At 66.3% G+C, this 16,601-nt stretch carries 17 protein-coding genes; 11 read left to right on the top strand and 6 right to left on the bottom strand.

Annotated features, from left to right (window positions below):
* Nucleotides 1–105 precede the first annotated feature (105 nt).
* Together SLQ30_RS30225 and SLQ30_RS30220 are read left to right on the top strand one after the other, a co-directional pair.
* A complete protein-coding gene (locus SLQ30_RS30225; protein ID WP_319450630.1) occupies nucleotides 106–516 on the top strand; it encodes a hypothetical protein in 411 nt (136 codons plus the stop codon).
* 106 nt (nucleotides 517–622) lie between these two features.
* A complete protein-coding gene (locus SLQ30_RS30220; RefSeq protein ID WP_319450629.1) occupies nucleotides 623–1,033 on the top strand; it encodes a hypothetical protein in 411 nt (136 codons plus the stop codon).
* Nucleotides 1,034–1,044: 11 nt separating this feature from the next.
* Here the strand turns inward: SLQ30_RS30220 and coaA are convergent, their stop codons facing one another.
* The gene (gene coaA / locus SLQ30_RS30215) at nucleotides 1,045–1,983 is read right to left on the bottom strand and encodes a type I pantothenate kinase (protein ID WP_319450628.1); all 939 of its coding nucleotides are present in this window, start codon (nucleotides 1,981–1,983) and stop codon (nucleotides 1,045–1,047) included.
* A 54-nt stretch (nucleotides 1,984–2,037) separates the two neighbouring features.
* Here coaA and SLQ30_RS30210 point away from each other — a divergent pair, with 54 nt between their 5' ends.
* Both SLQ30_RS30210 and SLQ30_RS30205 read left to right on the top strand, forming a co-directional pair.
* On the top strand, nucleotides 2,038–3,237 hold the full coding sequence (locus tag SLQ30_RS30210; RefSeq protein ID WP_319450677.1) for a DUF885 domain-containing protein: 1,200 nt from the start codon (nucleotides 2,038–2,040) through the stop codon (nucleotides 3,235–3,237).
* Between the two features lie 73 nt (nucleotides 3,238–3,310).
* Entirely contained in the window at nucleotides 3,311–4,774 is a 1,464-nt protein-coding gene (locus tag SLQ30_RS30205; RefSeq protein WP_319450627.1) for a glycine hydroxymethyltransferase, read from the top strand.
* 1 nt (nucleotide 4,775) lies between these two features.
* Here SLQ30_RS30205 and SLQ30_RS30200 read toward each other — a convergent pair whose 3' ends face one another.
* Entirely contained in the window at nucleotides 4,776–5,669 is an 894-nt protein-coding gene (locus SLQ30_RS30200; RefSeq protein WP_319450626.1) for an SDR family oxidoreductase, read from the bottom strand.
* A gap of 84 nt (nucleotides 5,670–5,753) precedes the next feature.
* Between SLQ30_RS30200 and SLQ30_RS30195 the strand changes: the two genes are divergently transcribed.
* The 5 genes from SLQ30_RS30195 (at nucleotide 5,754) to SLQ30_RS30175 (ending at nucleotide 10,897) form a co-directional block, all read left to right on the top strand.
* Complete coding sequence (locus SLQ30_RS30195) at nucleotides 5,754–6,320, top strand: helix-turn-helix domain-containing protein (protein WP_319450625.1); 567 nt, start codon at nucleotides 5,754–5,756, stop codon at nucleotides 6,318–6,320.
* 62 nt (nucleotides 6,321–6,382) lie between these two features.
* Nucleotides 6,383–7,210: an acyl-ACP desaturase gene (locus SLQ30_RS30190; RefSeq protein WP_319450624.1), complete on the top strand. Its 828-nt coding sequence runs from the start codon at nucleotides 6,383–6,385 to the stop codon at nucleotides 7,208–7,210.
* A 191-nt stretch (nucleotides 7,211–7,401) separates the two neighbouring features.
* Entirely contained in the window at nucleotides 7,402–8,715 is a 1,314-nt protein-coding gene (locus tag SLQ30_RS30185) for a PhoH family protein (RefSeq protein ID WP_319450623.1), read from the top strand.
* Nucleotides 8,716–8,793: 78 nt separating this feature from the next.
* Nucleotides 8,794–9,669 (top strand): polysaccharide deacetylase family protein, encoded by an 876-nt coding sequence (locus SLQ30_RS30180; protein WP_319450622.1) that lies wholly within the window; start codon nucleotides 8,794–8,796, stop codon nucleotides 9,667–9,669.
* Between the two features lie 7 nt (nucleotides 9,670–9,676).
* Nucleotides 9,677–10,897: a cation:proton antiporter gene (locus SLQ30_RS30175; RefSeq protein ID WP_319450621.1), complete on the top strand. Its 1,221-nt coding sequence runs from the start codon at nucleotides 9,677–9,679 to the stop codon at nucleotides 10,895–10,897.
* On the opposite strand, the gene SLQ30_RS30170 is transcribed toward SLQ30_RS30175, so the two are convergent.
* From SLQ30_RS30170 to glpX, 3 genes are read right to left on the bottom strand one after another with little or no spacing between them, the layout of a single operon-like run.
* Nucleotides 10,845–11,345, bottom strand: a complete 501-nt coding sequence (locus tag SLQ30_RS30170) for a nuclear transport factor 2 family protein (protein WP_319458349.1) — start codon at nucleotides 11,343–11,345, stop codon at nucleotides 10,845–10,847. The genes SLQ30_RS30175 and SLQ30_RS30170 overlap by 53 nt on opposite strands.
* A 24-nt stretch (nucleotides 11,346–11,369) precedes the next feature.
* Entirely contained in the window at nucleotides 11,370–12,785 is a 1,416-nt protein-coding gene (locus SLQ30_RS30165) for a class II fumarate hydratase (RefSeq protein ID WP_319450619.1), read from the bottom strand.
* Between the two features lie 57 nt (nucleotides 12,786–12,842).
* On the bottom strand, nucleotides 12,843–13,868 hold the full coding sequence (gene glpX, locus SLQ30_RS30160) for a class II fructose-bisphosphatase (RefSeq protein WP_319450618.1): 1,026 nt from the start codon (nucleotides 13,866–13,868) through the stop codon (nucleotides 12,843–12,845).
* A gap of 55 nt (nucleotides 13,869–13,923) precedes the next feature.
* Between glpX and SLQ30_RS30155 the strand changes: the two genes are divergently transcribed.
* Complete coding sequence (locus tag SLQ30_RS30155; RefSeq protein ID WP_319450617.1) at nucleotides 13,924–14,604, top strand: DUF4245 domain-containing protein; 681 nt, start codon at nucleotides 13,924–13,926, stop codon at nucleotides 14,602–14,604.
* An 8-nt stretch (nucleotides 14,605–14,612) separates the two neighbouring features.
* Nucleotides 14,613–15,443, top strand: a complete 831-nt coding sequence (locus SLQ30_RS30150; protein WP_319450616.1) for a dienelactone hydrolase family protein — start codon at nucleotides 14,613–14,615, stop codon at nucleotides 15,441–15,443.
* Here the strand turns inward: SLQ30_RS30150 and SLQ30_RS30145 are convergent.
* Entirely contained in the window at nucleotides 15,421–16,599 is a 1,179-nt protein-coding gene (locus tag SLQ30_RS30145; protein ID WP_319450615.1) for an AI-2E family transporter, read from the bottom strand. The genes SLQ30_RS30150 and SLQ30_RS30145 overlap by 23 nt on opposite strands.
* Nucleotides 16,600–16,601: the final 2 nt, after the last annotated feature.

Below are 16,601 nucleotides of genomic sequence, written 5' to 3'. Positions count from 1 at the left end.
ACCTGCGGCTGGCAGTAATTGGCAGCGTTCTGTGTCGAGCTGGCAGCGGCTTCCTAGCAGTGTTCGAGGTGTCCCGAAAGTCACCTCAACGCTGAGGAGATCCAGATGACCGCCACCATCACCACCCGACCGCTGTCCGACAGTTCGGATTCCCTGCTGCGCTTTGCGATGCGCACCGACGCGACGTTGTGCGCGGGCACCGGTTTGCTCATTGCCTTCGCGGCCGATCCGCTGTCCCGGCTCTCCGGGCTTTCTTCGGTATCCGAATGGATCGCAGGCGCCGCGCTGGTCTTCTATGGCGTTGCGCTGTACGGGCTCGCAGCCGCGCCGGCCATCCGCAAGATCGGCGTGGGCGTCGTGGTGGCGAACGTGGTCTTCGCGGTCGTCGCCGTCGCGGTCCTCGTGCTGGGGCTGCTGCCGCTCAGCGGGGCGGGCGTGGCCATGATGCTCGCGACCGTCGCGGCCACGCTCGGGTGTGCCGCCGCCCAGTACTACGGAGTGCGCCGGCTGGCGTGACTCCCTCCGAACCGGTGCGTGGCCGCCCGCCCGCAAGAGGTTACGGGTGTGCGGCGCGCACCGGCCTACGTAGTCGCTCGAAAACCCAACCAGGAAGGAAAGATTCATGACCGCCATCACCGCTCCCGCCACCGCCGCAAAGGACTCGTTCCTACGGTTCGCGATTCGCCTCGACGCCGTGCTCAGCGGACTCATGGGCATCGTGGGAATCCCGCTCGCGCCTCGAATGGCCGAGCTGTCCGGCACCACAACAGCATTCGAGTATTCGATCGGCGCCTTCTTCATCGCCTACGGCGTCGCGGTGTACGGCCTGTCGCTGAAGCAGCGCGTTCGCAGGTTGGGCATGATCCTGGTTGTCGGCAACCTCGTCTATACCGCGCTTGCGGTGGTCTTCGTGCTCGCGGGTGTCATGCCGCTGACCACCACGGGCATCGTGCTGACTTTGGGCAGTGGCGTCTTCACGCTGGTGATGGCCGAACTTCAGTACCAGGGATTGCGCCGGCTGAAGCGGGCCTAACCCATCACGGGTTAGAGCTTGCGCAAGCGAAGCCTGTTGATCGCGTGGTCGGCGTCCTTGCGTAGCACCAACGTCGCCCTCGGCCTGGTCGGGAGAATGTTCTCGATCAGGTTGGGGCGGTTGATGGAATGCCAGATGTCCCGGGCGGCGAAGACGGCCTGCTCGTCGGTCAGCGTGGAGTAGTGGTGGAAGTGCGACTGCGGATCTGCGAAGGCGCCCGCGCGCATCGCGAGGAAGCGCGACACGTACCAACCCTCGATGTCCTCGATGCGTGCGTCGACGTAGACGGAGAAGTCGAAGAGATCCGAGACCATCAGCGCGGGTCCGGTCTGCAACACGTTCAGGCCCTCGAGGATCAGGATGTCCGGATGGCGGAGCACGGTCTTCTCGCCAGGCACGATGTCGTAGAGCAGGTGGGAGTAGACGGGGGCGCACACGTAGTCGGCGCCGGACTTCACCGCGGTGACGAATCGCATGAGCGCGCGCCGGTCGTAGCTGTCGGGAAAACCCTTGCGGTGCATGATGTTTCGCCGGGACAGTTCGGCATTCGGGTATAGGAATCCGTCGGTGGTGACCAGGTCGACCCGCGGGTGGTGCTCCCAGCGGGCGAGTAGCGCCTGGAGCACGCGGGCCGTGGTGGACTTGCCGACGGCGACACTTCCGGCGACGCCGATCACGAACGGCACCGGGCGGTCGGGATTCTGCACCGGCTCGCCGAGGAACTCCGCCGTCGTCGCGAAGAGGCGTTGCCGCGCAGCGACCTGAAGGTGGATGAGCCGGGCCAGCGGCAGGTAGACCTCTTCGACCTCGAGCAGGTCGACCTGTTCGCCGAGGCCTCGTAGTCCGAGCAGTTCACGCTCGGTGAGCTTCAATGGAGTCGACATTCGCAACGAGCGCCACTGGCTGCGGTCGAACTCGACGTATGGACTCGGCTCGCTCGTCCGCGCCATGCGCCCAGTGTTGCACTTACGGTTGTGGACATGGACTCGGGTATGTCTAAAGCCATGGACGCGACCACTCTGATTCGTGAGTACCTCTTGCTCGGACTCAGGTTCGACCGGGTCGAGGAGGGTTACGTCGACTCGTTCACTGGCGACCCCGAGTTGCGCCGCACCGTCGAGTCCGAGCCGACTCCGGACCCGGCAGACCTCGCTCGTCAGGCCCAACGACTGCTCGCTGCGGTTCCGCAGGCCGAGGGGCTCGAAGCGCAACGCGGCGACTACCTCGCCGCCCATCTGAAGGCACTGGCGTGTGCCGGCCGCAAGTTCGCAGGCGAGGACGTCGGCTTCGTCGAGGAGGTCCGGGAGTACTTCGACGTCGACATCGTCAAGGGCGATCCCGAGAAGTATCGCGAGGCGCACCGCAAGCTCGACGTAGCGCTGAGCGGAAGCGGCGCACTGTCCGATCGGCTACAAACTCACCGGACGAGTGAGGAGATTCCGCCAGAGCGCCTCGAGGAGTGCATCCACGCGTTCTCCAGCGCCTTGCGCGATCGCGTCCGCGCGGAGTACCCGCTGCCGGAAGCCGAGACCATCGTCTACGAGATCGTCTCGGACAAGCCGTGGTCGGGCTTCAACTACTACCAGGGTGACTACCGCTCGACCGTCGCCGTCAACGCCGACCTCAAGCAGCAGATGTCGAACCTCCCGCGACTGGTTGCCCACGAGTCCTACCCGGGCCACCACACCGAACACTGCCGAAAGGAAGCGGGTCTCGTCGCGCGCGACGGCCAGTCCGAGCAGACGATCTTCCTCGTCAACACCCCGCAGTGCCTGATGGCCGAGGGGCTTGCCGACCTGGCGCTGCACGCCGCGATCGGACCCGAATGGGGAGCGTGGGCGTCCGAGATCTACGCCGACCTCGGGCTGCGCTTCGACGGCGAACGTGCACAGGCCATCTCGGAAGCCTCCGCAACGTTGGCCGACGTGCGTCAGGATGCGGCCCTGATGCTGCACGACGAACACTGCGACGTCGACGACGTCGCCGCGTTCTTGCAGCGCTGGTTGCTGACCACGGAGGCCCGCGCCCGTCAGTCGCTGCGATTCCTTTCGTCGCCGCTGTGGCGCGCGTACACCAGCACCTACGTGGAGGGCTACCGGTTGTTGCGCGGTTGGCTGGACGCGCGACCGGCGGAGGTGACGCTGACGGAGCGATTCGGCCGGTTGCTCGACGAGCCGCTGATCCCTTCGAGCCTGCGGGCCTGATTTCGGCGGGCCGGGTGCGATCTAGCTGGGTGCCTTCGGCAACCGGCCGTGACGACGCGATTACCCTGGAGGCATGACCGCAGACTCCACCGTGACGTCCTCTGCCGCTCCTGGCGCCGAATACGCCCACACCGCCAGCGCCGCGTACCAGGCCGCGCTGCAGGTCATCGAGTCCGTCGAACCTCGGATCGCCGCCGCCACGCGCAAAGAGCTTGCCGATCAGCGTGATTCGCTCAAGCTGATCGCCAGCGAGAACTACGCGTCGCCGGCCGTGCTGCTGACCATGGGCACCTGGTTCTCGGACAAATACGCCGAGGGCACCATCGGGCACCGTTTCTACGCCGCCTGCCAGAACGTCGACACCGTCGAAGCGCTGGCCGCAGAGCACGCCCGCGAACTGTTCGGTGCGCCGTACGCCTACGCGCAGCCGCACTCCGGCATCGACGCGAACCTCGTCGCCTACTGGGCGATCCTGGCCACCCGCGTCGAGGCTCCCGAGCTGGCTGAGCTCGGCGCCAAGAACGTCAACGACCTGTCGGAGGCCGATTGGGAGAAGCTGCGCCACAAGCTCGGAAATCAGCGGCTAATGGGCATGTCCCTGGACACCGGCGGCCACCTGACGCACGGATTCCGGCCCAATATCTCGGGCAAGATGTTCCACCACGGCAGCTACGGCACCGATCCGGAGACCGGGCTGCTCGACTACGCGGCCGTCGCCGCGGCCGTACGCGAGTTCAAGCCGCTTGTTCTGGTGGCCGGCTATTCGGCCTATCCGCGCCGGGTGAACTTCGCCAAGATGCGCGAGATCGCCGACGAGGTCGGTGCCACGTTGATGGTCGACATGGCGCACTTCGCCGGCCTGGTCGCGGGCAAGGTGTTCACCGGCGACGAGGACCCGGTGCCGCACGCCCATGTCACGACGACCACGACGCACAAGTCGCTGCGCGGCCCGCGTGGCGGCCTGGTGCTGGCCACCGAGGAGTACTCCGCGGCCGTCGACAAGGGCTGCCCGATGGTGCTTGGTGGCCCGCTGTCCCATGTGATGGCCGCGAAGGCCGTGGCTCTGGCGGAGGCGCGGCAGCCCGCGTTCCGCGACTACGCCCAGCGCGTCGCCGACAATGCCAAGGCGCTGGCCGAAGGCTTCCTCAAGCGTGGGGCCCGGCTCGTCACCGGTGGCACCGACAACCACATCGTGCTGCTCGACGTCCAGTCCTTCGGCGTGACGGGCCGCCAGGCTGAGTCCGCACTGCTGGACGCCGGCGTCGTCACCAACCGCAACTCGATCCCGAACGACCCCAACGGGGCCTGGTACTCCAGTGGCATCCGGTTCGGCACGCCTGCGTTGACGACGCGCGGCTTCGGTCCCGACGACTTCGACCGGGTGGCCGAGCTCGTCGTCGAGGTGCTGAAGAACACCGAGCCCCAAGGCTCATCGAAGGCCAAGTACACGCTGGCCGACGGAACCGCCGAGCGTGTGCACGCAGCAGCGGCCGAACTCTTGAACGCCAACCCGTTGTACCCCGGCCTGACGCTCTAGCTCAGACGGCGTAGGCGCCCGCGTCGATGTCGTCGACGAGGGTCGGGCCGGCGGGCGTCCAGCCCAGGAGTTCCCGCGTCGCGGCGCTGCTCGTCGCGGCGTCCGCCCCGAAGAACCCTCCGATCCAGCCGAAGTGCTCGATGACCTGGTCGGCCGGAATGGAGGCGACGGGCAGGTCGAACGCCCGGCCGATCGCCTCCGCGATCGCGCGGGTGGGCACGCCTTCCTCGGCGACGGCGTGCAGGCGGGTGCCTGCGGGTGCCTGCTCGAGGCCAAGGACGGTCATGCGGGCGGCGTCGGCGACGTGCACGGCGGGCCAGCGGTTGCTGCCGTCGCCCGGATAGCCGGCCACGCCCTTGTCGCGGGCGATTTGGCTCAGCACGGCGATGAAGCCGTGGTCGCGGGTGCCGTGCACGGTCGGGGCGAAGCGCAGGCTGATCGACCTGACGCCGCGGTCGGCGAACTCCAACGCGAGGTTCTCGCTGCCGCCGCGCATCGAATCGGGTCCGTGGAACGGCGAGGCGTCGTCCTCGGTGGCGAGTTGGCCATTGGCGAGCCCAGCCACCCCCGACGCGAGCAGAAACGGTCGGTTGGTGCCGACGAGTGTGTCGCCGATGGTCTGCACCGCTGCCCGTTCGGCGGCGTTGGAGGCGGCCATGTTCGACCAGTCGTGTTTGTTCGCGAGGTGGATGGTGCCCTCGGTGCCTTCCACGCCGGTGCGAATGGCGTCGAGGTCGTCGAGGTCGCCGCGCAGCACCCGCACCCCCTTGGCCTCCAGGGCCTCGGCCGATGCGTCCGAACGGGCGAGTCCGGTGACCTGGTGACCGGAGGCGAGTAGATCGTCGACGACGGCGGTGCCGATCCAGCCCGAGGCTCCGGTGACGAAAACGTGCATGAGGTGAGCTCCCAAAGTAGTGAAGTCAGTTACTGACATGACCATACTCGCGAAGTCAGTCCCTGTCATCACTACACTCGTCGCATGGTGCGGTGGCAACCCGGTGCGCCGGAGCGGCTGCAACAGGCCGCACTCGAACTGTTTGCGGCCCGTGGCTATGAGCAGACGACGGCCACGGAGATCGCCCATGCCGTCGGCCTCACCGAACGCACGTTCTTCCGCCACTTCAGCGACAAGCGAGAGGTGCTGTTTCACGGACAGCAGCTGCTCACCGACGCATTCCTCGCCGGCGTCGACGAGGCGCCGTCGGGGGCATCGCCGATGGAACTCGTCGTCAGCGTGCTGCGGTCCGCGTCGGCCTACTTCCCCGACGAGCGTCGGCCGCACTCGCGTACCCGGCAATCGGTCATCGACAAGAACCCTGCGCTGCAGGAGCGGGAGGCGCACAAGCTCACCAGCCTCGGCGGCCGGCTTGCCGACGCGTTTCGGGCCAGGGGTGTCGATGACCTGACGGCCGACGTCGCGGCCAGGGCGGCCGTCATGGTGTTCGGCGTCGCGTTCATCCACTGGATTGCCGATGGCGAGCAGCGCTCCTTCCACGAGCTCTCCGAGGTGGTGCTCGAAGAGCTGGCCGCGATCGTCAATCATTGACCCGGCCCGACACGCGACACCGGATTTCGAGAAACATGTGTCTTCGGGTTACAGTTACTTTTATGACCGAAAAGCCGGTAGCCAATGCGCTGACGCTCGAACTCGAGCCGGTCGTCGCGCAGAACCTGGACCGCCACCTGCAGTCCGAGCAGCTTTGGTACGCCCACGACTACGTGCCGTTCGACAAGGGCGAGAACTTCGCCTTCCTCGGCGGCAAGGACTGGGATCCGTCGCAGATGACGTTGCCGAGACCCGTCACCGACGCGCTCGAGATCCTGCTGATCACCAAGGACAACCTCGCCGGATATCACCGCGAACTCGTCGAGCACTTCATCCTCGAGGACAAGTGGGGCCGCTGGCTGGGCCGCTGGACCGCCGAAGAGCACCTACACGCGGTGGCGTTGCGCAACTACCTGGTGGTCACGCGCGAGATCGATCCCGCTGCCAACGAGGACGTCCGCGTCGAGCACGTGATGAAGGGCTACCGCGCCGACAGCTACAGCCAACTCGAGACGCTGGCGTTCATGGCCATGTTCGAGCGTGCGCACGCAGTGTTCTGTCGCAATCTCGAAGCGCAGATCGACGAGCCCACGCTCAAGGCGCTGGTCGGTCGGATCGCCAAGGACGAGGAGCGGCACGAGGAGTTCTTCTCCAACCTCGTCGCGCACTGCGTGTCGACCCAGCGCGACGAGGCCGTCGCGGCGATCGCCAAACGAGCCGCCCAGATCGAGCCCGTCGGCGGCGACATCGACGCGTACAAGGACAAGCTGGCCGCGGTCGCCGCTGCGGGCATCTTCGATGACGCAGCGCTGAAGAAGGTGATCTCCGACCGGATCTCGGCGTGGGGGCTGGCTGACGAATCAGCCCTGCGCCAGTTCGTCATCCAGTAGTCACATTCCGGTCACGGCGCGCCGGACAGCGCACCCGCCGCGGCGAGGGTAGCGTCGGTTTCGATGGCCGACATGCTCTGCTATCCGGGCGGTACCCGTCGTTTCGACGAAGAGGGGCCGGCCCCGGTCCTGGTACCGCGGTATTCCGCCGAGGGAGTTCGTGCGGTGCCGCACGGGCCTAGGAGCGCCACGTGACTAATTCGTCCGTTCGGACCTATGTGCTCGACACCTCCGTGCTGCTGTCCGATCCCTGGGCATGCACCCGGTTCGCCGAACACGAAGTCATCGTTCCATTGGTGGTCATCAGCGAGTTGGAGGCGAAACGACACCATCACGAACTCGGATGGTTCGCCCGCCAAGCCTTGCGGATGCTCGACGATCTCCGGATCGAGCATGGACGCCTGGATGAGCCCATTCCCGTTGGTACCCAGGGCGGTACGTTGCAGGTCGAGCTCAATCACAGCGATCCCACAGTCTTGCCCGCAGGGTTCCGTACCGACACCAATGATGCGCGCATCCTCACCTGCGCGGCCAACCTCGCTGCCGAGGGCAAGCGGGTGACGCTGGTAAGCAAGGACATTCCGTTGCGGGTCAAGGCCGGTGCGGTCGGCTTGGTCGCCGACGAATACCACGCGCAGGACGTGGTCACGTCCGGCTGGACCGGAATGGACGAGCTCGAGTTGTCGGCAGCGGAGATCGACCGGCTGTACGAGGACGGCGAGATCGACTTCGCCGAAGCGCGGGACATGCCCTGCCACACGGGTATTCGGCTGTTGGGCGGCAACTCTCACGCACTGGGTCGCGTCAACGCGGAGAAGAAGGTGCAACTGGTCCGCGGGGATCGCGAAGTGTTCGGTCTGCGCGGGCGATCCGCCGAGCAGCGGGTCGCACTCGATCTGCTGCTCGACGAGTCGGTCGGCATCGTCTCGCTCGGCGGCAAGGCAGGTACTGGCAAGTCGGCGCTGGCGCTGTGCGCGGGTCTCGAGGCCGTGCTCGAACGTCGCACCCAGCGCAAGGTCGTCGTCTTCCGTCCGCTCTACGCCGTCGGAGGTCAGGACCTCGGCTATCTGCCCGGCAGCGAGAGCGAGAAGATGGGGCCGTGGGCCCAGGCCGTCTTCGACACCTTGGAAGGCCTCGCCAGTCCCGCCGTGCTCGAAGAGGTGCTATCCCGCGGCATGCTCGAAGTGCTGCCCCTCACGCACATCCGTGGCCGCTCGTTGCACGATTCGTTCGTCATCGTCGACGAGGCGCAGTCGTTGGAACGCAACGTGCTGCTGACGGTGCTGTCCCGGTTGGGCGCTGGATCGCGTGTGGTGCTCACGCACGACGTCGCCCAGCGGGACAACCTTCGCGTCGGTCGCCACGACGGTGTCGCCGCCGTCATCGAGAAGCTCAAGGGTCATCCGCTGTTCGCTCACATCACGCTGCTGCGCAGTGAGCGTTCGCCGATTGCGGCGCTGGTCACCGAGATGCTCGAGGAATTCAGCCCGGGCGCCCTGCCCTGAGCTCCCGTGATTCGTGCACGCTGGGTCGCGCCGACCGCTTCCCAACATGCACAAATCGCAAGTCGGTAGGCTGCCTGCGTGCGCAAACGCCCTGACACGCTGGCTTGGGCCTACTGGCGCACCGTCATCGGTGTGTGCGCGGGCGTGGCCATCGTTGTGATCGGCAGCTGGACGGGGCGTGTGGCCAAGGCCGACGAGGTCGACTGCTCGAAATACAAGTGCATCGCGCTGACGTTTGACGACGGGCCCAGCCCCTACACCGATCGGCTGCTGAAGATCCTCAAGGACAACGACGCCAAGGCGACGTTCTTCGAGATCGGCAACAAGGTGGCGGCCAATCCCGAAGGGGCTAAGCGCGTCGTCGACGCCGGCATGGAATTGGGCCAGCACACTTGGGAGCACCCCAACATGACGGCCATCCCGCCCGAGGACATCCCCGCGCAGTTCAGCAAGGCCGGCGATGCCATCGAGGCGGCGACCGGCCAGCGACCGAAGCTGGTGCGCACCGCGGGCGGGCTGGTCAACGACGCGGTCCTGGCGGAGGCGATGAAGCAAGGGCTGGCTGACATCAACTGGGACGTCATCCCCTTCGACTGGGCCAACGACGCCAATACCAACGCGACCCGGTACATGCTCATGTCGCAGATCAAGCCCAACTCGGTGGTGCTTTTCCACGACACCTATTCGTCGACAGTCGATCTGATCGAACAGTTCATCCCTGTGCTGAAGGCCAACGGCTACCACATGGTGACGGTGTCGCAGATGGTCGGACCGCGCGAGCCGGGCACTAGTTATGGCAGCCGCGACAACGGCCCACCTGTCAACGGACTCGTTGACATCCCGCCGGGCGAGATCCCGTCGCTGCCGAACACGCCGTCGCCCGCGCCGATGCCGAACATCCCGATCACCGACATTCCGGGGGCGAACTCCGGCGGCGTGAACAACGGCGCCTGACGGCGCGATGCACTCCAACACCGCGTTCGTCCTAACGATTCTGGTGTTGTGCTATGCCGTGGTGTCCGGTCTGGTCAAACGCTGGTACCTTGCGCCTGCCCTGATCTTCGTGCTGTTCGGAATGGCGTTGGGGCCGTACGGTTTCGGGATCATCGACGTGGGTACGGACGCCGAGAGCTTCACCGTCGTCGCGCAGTTGGCACTGACGGTGATCCTGTTCAACCAGGCGGCTGAACTAGATCTGTCGACGGTGGTGCGCCGGCGCGAGGTCACGTTCCGGCTGCTGGTAATCGGCATCCCGCTGGCGCTGGCGCTGGGCACGTTGACTGCAGTGCTGGTCCTGCCGATCATGCCGCTGTGGGAGGCGGTCTGCCTGGCCGCCATCGTGGCCCCCACCGAGGTGGCGCTCATCGACGCCCTACTCGAGGACAAGCGCATCCCCGAGCAGGTCCGCCACGCCATGTCGACCGAGAGCGGCTTCTACGACGGATTCGCGCTGGCAGCCATGCTCGCGGCACTGGCGTTGGCCTCCGAGCAGGCCGAGCCCGATACCGGCCGCTGGACCTTATTCCTGGTGCGCACCGAGGTGGTGTCGGTCGGCATGGGACTCGCTATCGGCGCGCTCGGCGGCCTGGTGATCGCGCGGTCCAAGAAGCGGGAGTGGATGAGCGGGACGTGGGCGCAACTTGCCACCCTCGCCGTCGCATTGGTCTGCTTCCAAGTGGGTGAGGGGCTGCATGGCAGCGGCTTCGTCGCCGCGTTCGCCGGTGGCCTCGCCTTCGCGTTCGTTGCCAAGCGCTGCGATGTTCGGCCGGACACGCAGGTATCCGACGCGGCCGGTCAGCTCCTGGAGTTGATGGTGTTCGCGATGTTCGGTAGCTACGCGGTCATCGTCGGCTGGCGCGATGCAACCTGGCGCGTGGTGGTCTTCGCCGTGGTGGCGCTGTTCGCCGTGCGCATCGTAGCCGTGGGCGTAGCACTGCTACGCAGTGAGATGCCCACCCGCAGCAGGCTTTTCATCGGCTGGTTCGGGCCGCGCGGCATCGGGACATTGGTGCTCGGCGTGCTGATGGTGCAGCGGGGTGAGCTCGAGCAGGCGCCCCTGATCGGGCAAGTGGTTGCGGTGGTCGTGACGCTCAGCCTGGTAGTGCACAGCCTGACGGCTTGGCCGGGGATCAGGTGGTTGGCGGCGGAGCCAGCCGCGACCCCGGCGCAAACCCCTCCGTGATCACCCGGCGGTGCTTAAATCGCCAGCTGTCGTCCTCGCCTGCGACGGCGACGTCCCGGTAGGTGCCCCAGTGGTCGAGCCCCCGGGTGCCGATGAACTGGAAGCACGCGTACGTCTTCGCGCTGCCGTCGGGCTGGGGTTCGACATAGATCGAGCTCAGGTGATGGCGCGCCGGCAGGAAGTCGGCGTCGACGAATTGCCCACTGGTACGGGTGAATAGCCCGAGCACCTCATCCGGGCCTGCGAACTTCTCGGCCCCGATCTCCAGCACCCCGTCGGGCGCGAACAGCTGCGCGAGCCGTTCGACCTTGCCGGTGTCGGCCAGGTACTGGTAGCTGGTCAGCAGGTGCGTCACACCAACCCGAATTTCGTCGTCGAGCGTGAACGTCACGGCGCCTTCTCCGCCGAGCAGATGCAAGTGTGCCCGAACAACCGGCGTGTCGCGCACATTTGCGACTGCTCGCGGGGAGGGTCAGTCGCCATCCTTGACCTTGGCCATCTTCAAGACGTCGAGGCGCTTGTCGAGCTCCTCCTCCGACAGCTTGTCGCCGATCAACCCGCGATCGATGACGGTCTGCCGAATCGTCTTGCGCTCCTTGAGCGCTTCCTTGGCGACCTTGGCGGCCTCCTCGTAACCGATCGCCGAGTTGAGCGGCGTCACGATCGACGGCGACGACTCGGCCAGGTCGCGGAGGTGTGCCTCGTTGGCGATCAGTCCGTCGATGCACTTGGCCGCGAACAACTTCGACACGTTGGCCAGCAGTGTGAACGACTCGAGCACGTTGCGCGCCATCATCGGGATGTAGACGTTCAGTTCGAAGGCCCCGGACAGCCCGCCGACGGTGACCGCGGCGTCGTTGCCGATGACCTGAGCCGCGACCTGCGTAACAGCCTCCGGCAGCACGGGATTCACCTTGCCCGGCATGATTGAACTGCCCGGCTGAAGATCTGGCAGCTGCAGCTCGCCCAACCCGGTCAACGGGCCCGACCCCATCCAGCGGACGTCGTTGGCGATCTTGGTCAGCGACACCGCGATGGTCTTGAGTGCACCGGACGCCTCGACGAGCCCGTCGCGGGCGGCTTGCGCCTCGAACGAGTTGGTCGCCGTACGCAATTCGGCGATTCCGGTTTCTTCGACCAGCACCAGGACCACCTTCGCGCCAAACCCGTCGGGCGCATTGAGTCCGGTGCCGACAGCCGTTCCGCCGATGGCCAGTTCGCCGAGCCTGGGCAGCGTCGCCTTCACCCGTTCGATGCCTGCCTCGATCTGACGGGCGTACCCGCCGAACTCCTGACCGAGCGTGACGGGCACCGCGTCCATCAGGTGCGTGCGGCCGGACTTGACCACCGTGCGCCACTGCCGCGCCTTGTTCCCCAGCGACTCGTGCAACACCTCAAGCGCGGGAATCAGGTGGCGCACAGCGGCTTCCGTCGCCGCGATGTGCGTGGCGGTCGGGAAGGTGTCGTTGGAGCTCTGCGACATGTTCACGTCGTCGTTCGGATGCACGTTGACGCCGTTGGCCCCGGCGATGGACGCGATCACCTCGTTGGCGTTCATGTTCGAGCTGGTGCCCGACCCCGTCTGGAAGACGTCGATGGGGAACTGGTCGTCGTGCAGACCGTCGGCGATCTCGCCTGCCGCCGCGATGATGGCGTCCGCCTTTTCCGCAGCGAGCAAGCCCAGGTCCTTGTTCACCTGCGCGCAAGCGCCCTTCAGCAGACCGAGCGCGCGGATCTGGGTGCGCTCCAACGGCCGGAATGAGATCGGGAAGTTCTCCACCGCACGTTGGGTCTGGGCGCGCCACAGCGCGTTCTTGGGCACCCGAACCTCGCCCATGGTGTCGTGCTCGATTCGGTACTCACCTTCGACTGCGCTGTCGGCGGCCATCTGCTCCCTGTTCGTTGGTTTGGTTGAGGTGATGCGGATATTGTGCGAAAGAGACTGCTAAGGAAGGGGATACGCGGCGGTCTTGTCGCCGGTGAAGTCGACTGCGGAGTACTCGTTCAGCTTCGACAGCCGGTGGTAGGCCTCGATCATTCGGACGGTGCCGGACTTGCTACGCATCACAATCGATTGGGTGGTGCAGCCGCCACCGAAGTAGCGGACGCCCTGAAGCAGGTCACCGTCGGTGACTCCGGTTGCCGAGAAGAAGACGTTCTCCCCGGACACCAGGTCCTCGGTCGTCAGCACTCGGTCGAGGTCGTGGCCGGCATCGATGGCCTTCTGCCGCTCGGCGTCGTCGGTGGGGGCCAGCACGGCCTGGATGGCGCCGCCCATACATCGGATCGCCGCGGCGGTGATGATGCCCTCTGGAGTGCCGCCGATGCCTGCCAACATGTCGGTACCGGAACCGGGGCGGCACGCCGCGATGGCGCCCGCCACGTCGCCGTCGGAAATCAATCGGATGCGTGCACCGGCCTCCCGCACGTCCTCCATGAGTTGGATGTGCCTCGGCCGGTCCAACACGCACACCGTGATGTCGGCGACCGAGGAATTGCGGACCTTGGCGACCCGGCGGATGTTCTCGCCGATCGGTGCGGTGATGTCGATGACGTCGACGGCGTCAGGACCGACTGCGATCTTGTTCATGTAGAACACCGCCGACGGGTCGAACATCGCGCCGCGTTCGGCCACGGCGAGCACCGAGATGGCGTTGGGCATGCCCTTGCTCATCAGTGTGGTGCCGTCCACCGGGTCGACAGCGAAGTCGCAGTCCGGGCCGTCGCCGTTTCCGACCGCTTCGCCGTTGTAGAGCATGGGCGCGTTGTCCTTCTCGCCCTCGCCGATGACCACTACCCCGCGCATGGAGACGGAGTTGACGAGTTCGCGCATGGCGTCCACCGCCGCGCCGTCGCCGCCCTCCTTGTCGCCTCGGCCGACCCAACGGCCTGCTGCCATTGCGCCCGCTTCGGTGACGCGCACCAACTCGAGGGCCAGGTTGCGGTCCGGGGCTTCGCGTCGCGGCGTCATGCCGTGGATTCTCCCATTAGCGGTTCCGACTTTGGGACCTGGGATACTGGCAACCGTGACCGTCCCACCGCAGCCGACCCAAGGACGTGAGCACACCGAGCAAGTCGTTCCGGTGCCGAGAGCCGCGAAGTCGCGGCTGCTCCAGGACGGCCGCGACATGTTCTGGTCGATGGCGCCCCTGGTGGTGGCCTGCGTCGTGCTTGCAGGGATGCTCGGCATGTGCTCGTTTGCGCCGAGCGGGCCTGGTCAGGGGCCTGCGCCGCAGTACGACGCGCCCGCTGCACTGCAAGCCGACGCCGATGCGCTGAAGTTCCCCATCCGGGTGCCCAAGCTGCCCGACGGCTGGCACGCCAACTCGGGCGGGCGCGGCAGCATCGAAGGTGGGCGAACCGACGCGGCTGGGCAGCCGGCGCGCGCGGTGATGACGCGGGTGGGCTACCTCGCACCGACGGGAATGTTCCTCGGCCTGACCCAAAGCAACGCTGACGAGGAGAAGCTGGTGCAGTCGCTCGACACCAGCTTGGTGCCAACGGGTGCGCGGGACGTCGACGGAGTGAGGTGGATCGTCTACGAAGGCGGCGATCCCGCGGGCGAGCACCGCTACCCGGTGTGGACCACCCGGCTTCCGGCAGCCGTCGGACAGGCGCAAATCGCGATAACCGGCGCCGCGGGTACCGACGAGTACCGTACGCTTGCGGCGGCGACGCAGACGCAGCCGCCCTTGCCCGTCAGGTAGGAGTGTCGATGCCGGAACGTAAGTCTGATGTCGCGGCCGGGGCGGCTCCGGAAGCCGATCTGACCGGCTGGACGGCCTCGCCGTTCACCGCCGCGGGGTATACCCACGACGTGTACCGCAAGGGCGAAGGTCCCGGAGTGGTGCTGATTCCCGAGATGCCCGGACTGCATCCGGGTGTGCTTGCGCTCGGTAATCATCTGGTGGACAACGGATTCACCGTCGCAGCTCCGTCGCTCTACGGCACCCCAGGTGCGCCGGGAGTCCGCCCGGGCGCGGTCCCCGTGATGATACGGGGTTGTGTGACAAAGGAATTCGCGGCGTTCGCGACGAACGCGGATCGGCCCGTCGCGCATTACCTGCGTGCGCTGGCGCGTGACCTCAACGAACGCACGCCGGGGAAGGGCGTCGGGGTGATCGGGGAGTGCTGGAGCGGAGGCTTCGCGCTTGCCGCGGCCGTGGACGACAGCGTGTTGGCCCCGGTACTGAGCCAGCCGTCGTTGCCCATCGGGCTGACGGCGAAGCAGAAGCGCGATCCCGGGCTGTCCGAGGCAGAACTGCAGGTCGTCGAGCGGCGCGTCGCGGAGGAGGGCTTGTGCGCGATCGGCCTGCGCTTCAGCGAGGATCGGATGGTTCCGAGCGAGCGCTTCGCGACGCTCAAGAGCCGGCTTGGCGACGCGTTCGAGGTCATAGAACTCAACTCGAAGCCAGGCAATGAACACGGTTTCGGCCGGATGGCGCACTCGGTGCTGACTCTGGAGGTCCGAGAAGTGGAGGGCCATCCTGCCTACGAGGCGCGCAAGCGGGTGGTGGCGTTCCTCACGGAGCGGCTGAAGGCTTAGCAGGCGCGGGTTCGGGCTTTGCTCCGCGAACCTTGGCGAGCAGCACCCGCAACCTGCCCGGTTTCTTGGGCTCGTCGTCAGCTGGGTCGTCGAGTGGAACTCCTTTGTAGACAAGGAGATAGACGCTGACGGTGGTGACGATGACGATCATCAGCACCGGGCCGATGACGATGCCCCAGAAGCCGAACATGCTGATGCCCGCGAAGACCGCCAGCAGCATCAGCGCGGAGTCCAGCCGCGCCGCTCGGGGAACGAGGATTGGGCGCAGGAAGTTGTCGATGTTGGTCACCACGATGAGGTGCCATGCGATGACGAAGACGCCTCCGAACACGTTGCCCACCAAGATCATGCCGATGCCGAACGGGATGCTCACGATCCCTCCGCCCAGCGGGATCACTGAGAGTGCGCTCAAGAGGATGGCGAAGGCAAAGAAACCTTCGTGGAATCCGGCCACGTAGATCGAAGCGGCACCCGCGAAGCCTTGGGCCAACGCGATGACGAACTGTCCGCGCACGGTGCCGCGGACCATCGCGCCCATCTTCTCCAGGTACAGGTCGGTCGCATCCTCGCCGAGCGGGTTGAGCTGACGGATCAGCGTCTGCACGCGTTCGCGGTTGTTGAGCAGCGAGATGAACACGTAGAGGAACAGGATCCCCCCGGTAATTGCGCCGAACAGCCCGCCGGCCGTGCCCTGCAGGAAGTGCAACAGGTACTCGCCGCCCTTCTGGGCGAACGTGCTCATCCGTTCTTGTAGCCCCTGCTGAGTCACGTCGACCCCGTGCAGGAACGGCACCTTGTCTATGAGGTCGTTGACGAGTTTCAGCCCACGATCGCCGAGCGAACTCAGGTCGGTGTGCGATATCCAGTCCGACACGCTGCGGATCATGGCGCTGATCTGCACCACGGCCAGCAGCACCACAAGGCTGATCGGGATGATCACGGCGGCGAGCGCGGCGAGCAATGTCAACGCGACGGAAAGGCCCTTGCTGAACCGCTTTTGGAGCCGATCGAAGAGTGGATTGAACAAGTAGGCGCCGACCGCGGCCACCACGATGAGGATGAAGTAGTCACGAAGGAAGTACGCGCCGAAGGCAAGCGCGATGACGGTGGCGACGGCGAGTGCACGCTTCTGCGTCGCGGTAAACTTCTGCTCCATGG

It is taken from the genome of Mycobacterium sp. RTGN4, assembly GCF_033804635.1.
Taxonomy (GTDB): Bacteria; Actinomycetota; Actinomycetes; order Mycobacteriales; family Mycobacteriaceae; genus Mycobacterium.
Note: the sequence above shows the minus strand (reverse complement) of the source record. Positions and strands in the feature narration are given on the sequence as shown.

Coding starts and splice junctions, on each gene's coding strand:
- SLQ30_RS30165 (WP_319450619.1), bottom strand. CDS start 12,785: ATGGCCGCCGACAGCGCAGTCGAAGGTGAGTACCGAATCGAGCACGAC.
- coaA (WP_319450628.1), bottom strand. CDS start 1,983: ATGGCGCGGACGAGCGAGCCGAGTCCATACGTCGAGTTCGACCGCAGC.
- glpX (WP_319450618.1), bottom strand. CDS start 13,868: ATGACGCCGCGACGCGAAGCCCCGGACCGCAACCTGGCCCTCGAGTTG.
- SLQ30_RS30220 (WP_319450629.1), top strand. CDS start 623: ATGACCGCCATCACCGCTCCCGCCACCGCCGCAAAGGACTCGTTCCTA.
- SLQ30_RS30145 (WP_319450615.1), bottom strand. CDS start 16,599: ATGGAGCAGAAGTTTACCGCGACGCAGAAGCGTGCACTCGCCGTCGCC.
- SLQ30_RS30200 (WP_319450626.1), bottom strand. CDS start 5,669: ATGCACGTTTTCGTCACCGGAGCCTCGGGCTGGATCGGCACCGCCGTC.
- SLQ30_RS30195 (WP_319450625.1), top strand. CDS start 5,754: ATGGTGCGGTGGCAACCCGGTGCGCCGGAGCGGCTGCAACAGGCCGCA.
- SLQ30_RS30210 (WP_319450677.1), top strand. CDS start 2,038: ATGGACGCGACCACTCTGATTCGTGAGTACCTCTTGCTCGGACTCAGG.
- SLQ30_RS30205 (WP_319450627.1), top strand. CDS start 3,311: ATGACCGCAGACTCCACCGTGACGTCCTCTGCCGCTCCTGGCGCCGAA.
- SLQ30_RS30150 (WP_319450616.1), top strand. CDS start 14,613: ATGCCGGAACGTAAGTCTGATGTCGCGGCCGGGGCGGCTCCGGAAGCC.
- SLQ30_RS30175 (WP_319450621.1), top strand. CDS start 9,677: ATGCACTCCAACACCGCGTTCGTCCTAACGATTCTGGTGTTGTGCTAT.
- SLQ30_RS30190 (WP_319450624.1), top strand. CDS start 6,383: ATGACCGAAAAGCCGGTAGCCAATGCGCTGACGCTCGAACTCGAGCCG.
- SLQ30_RS30225 (WP_319450630.1), top strand. CDS start 106: ATGACCGCCACCATCACCACCCGACCGCTGTCCGACAGTTCGGATTCC.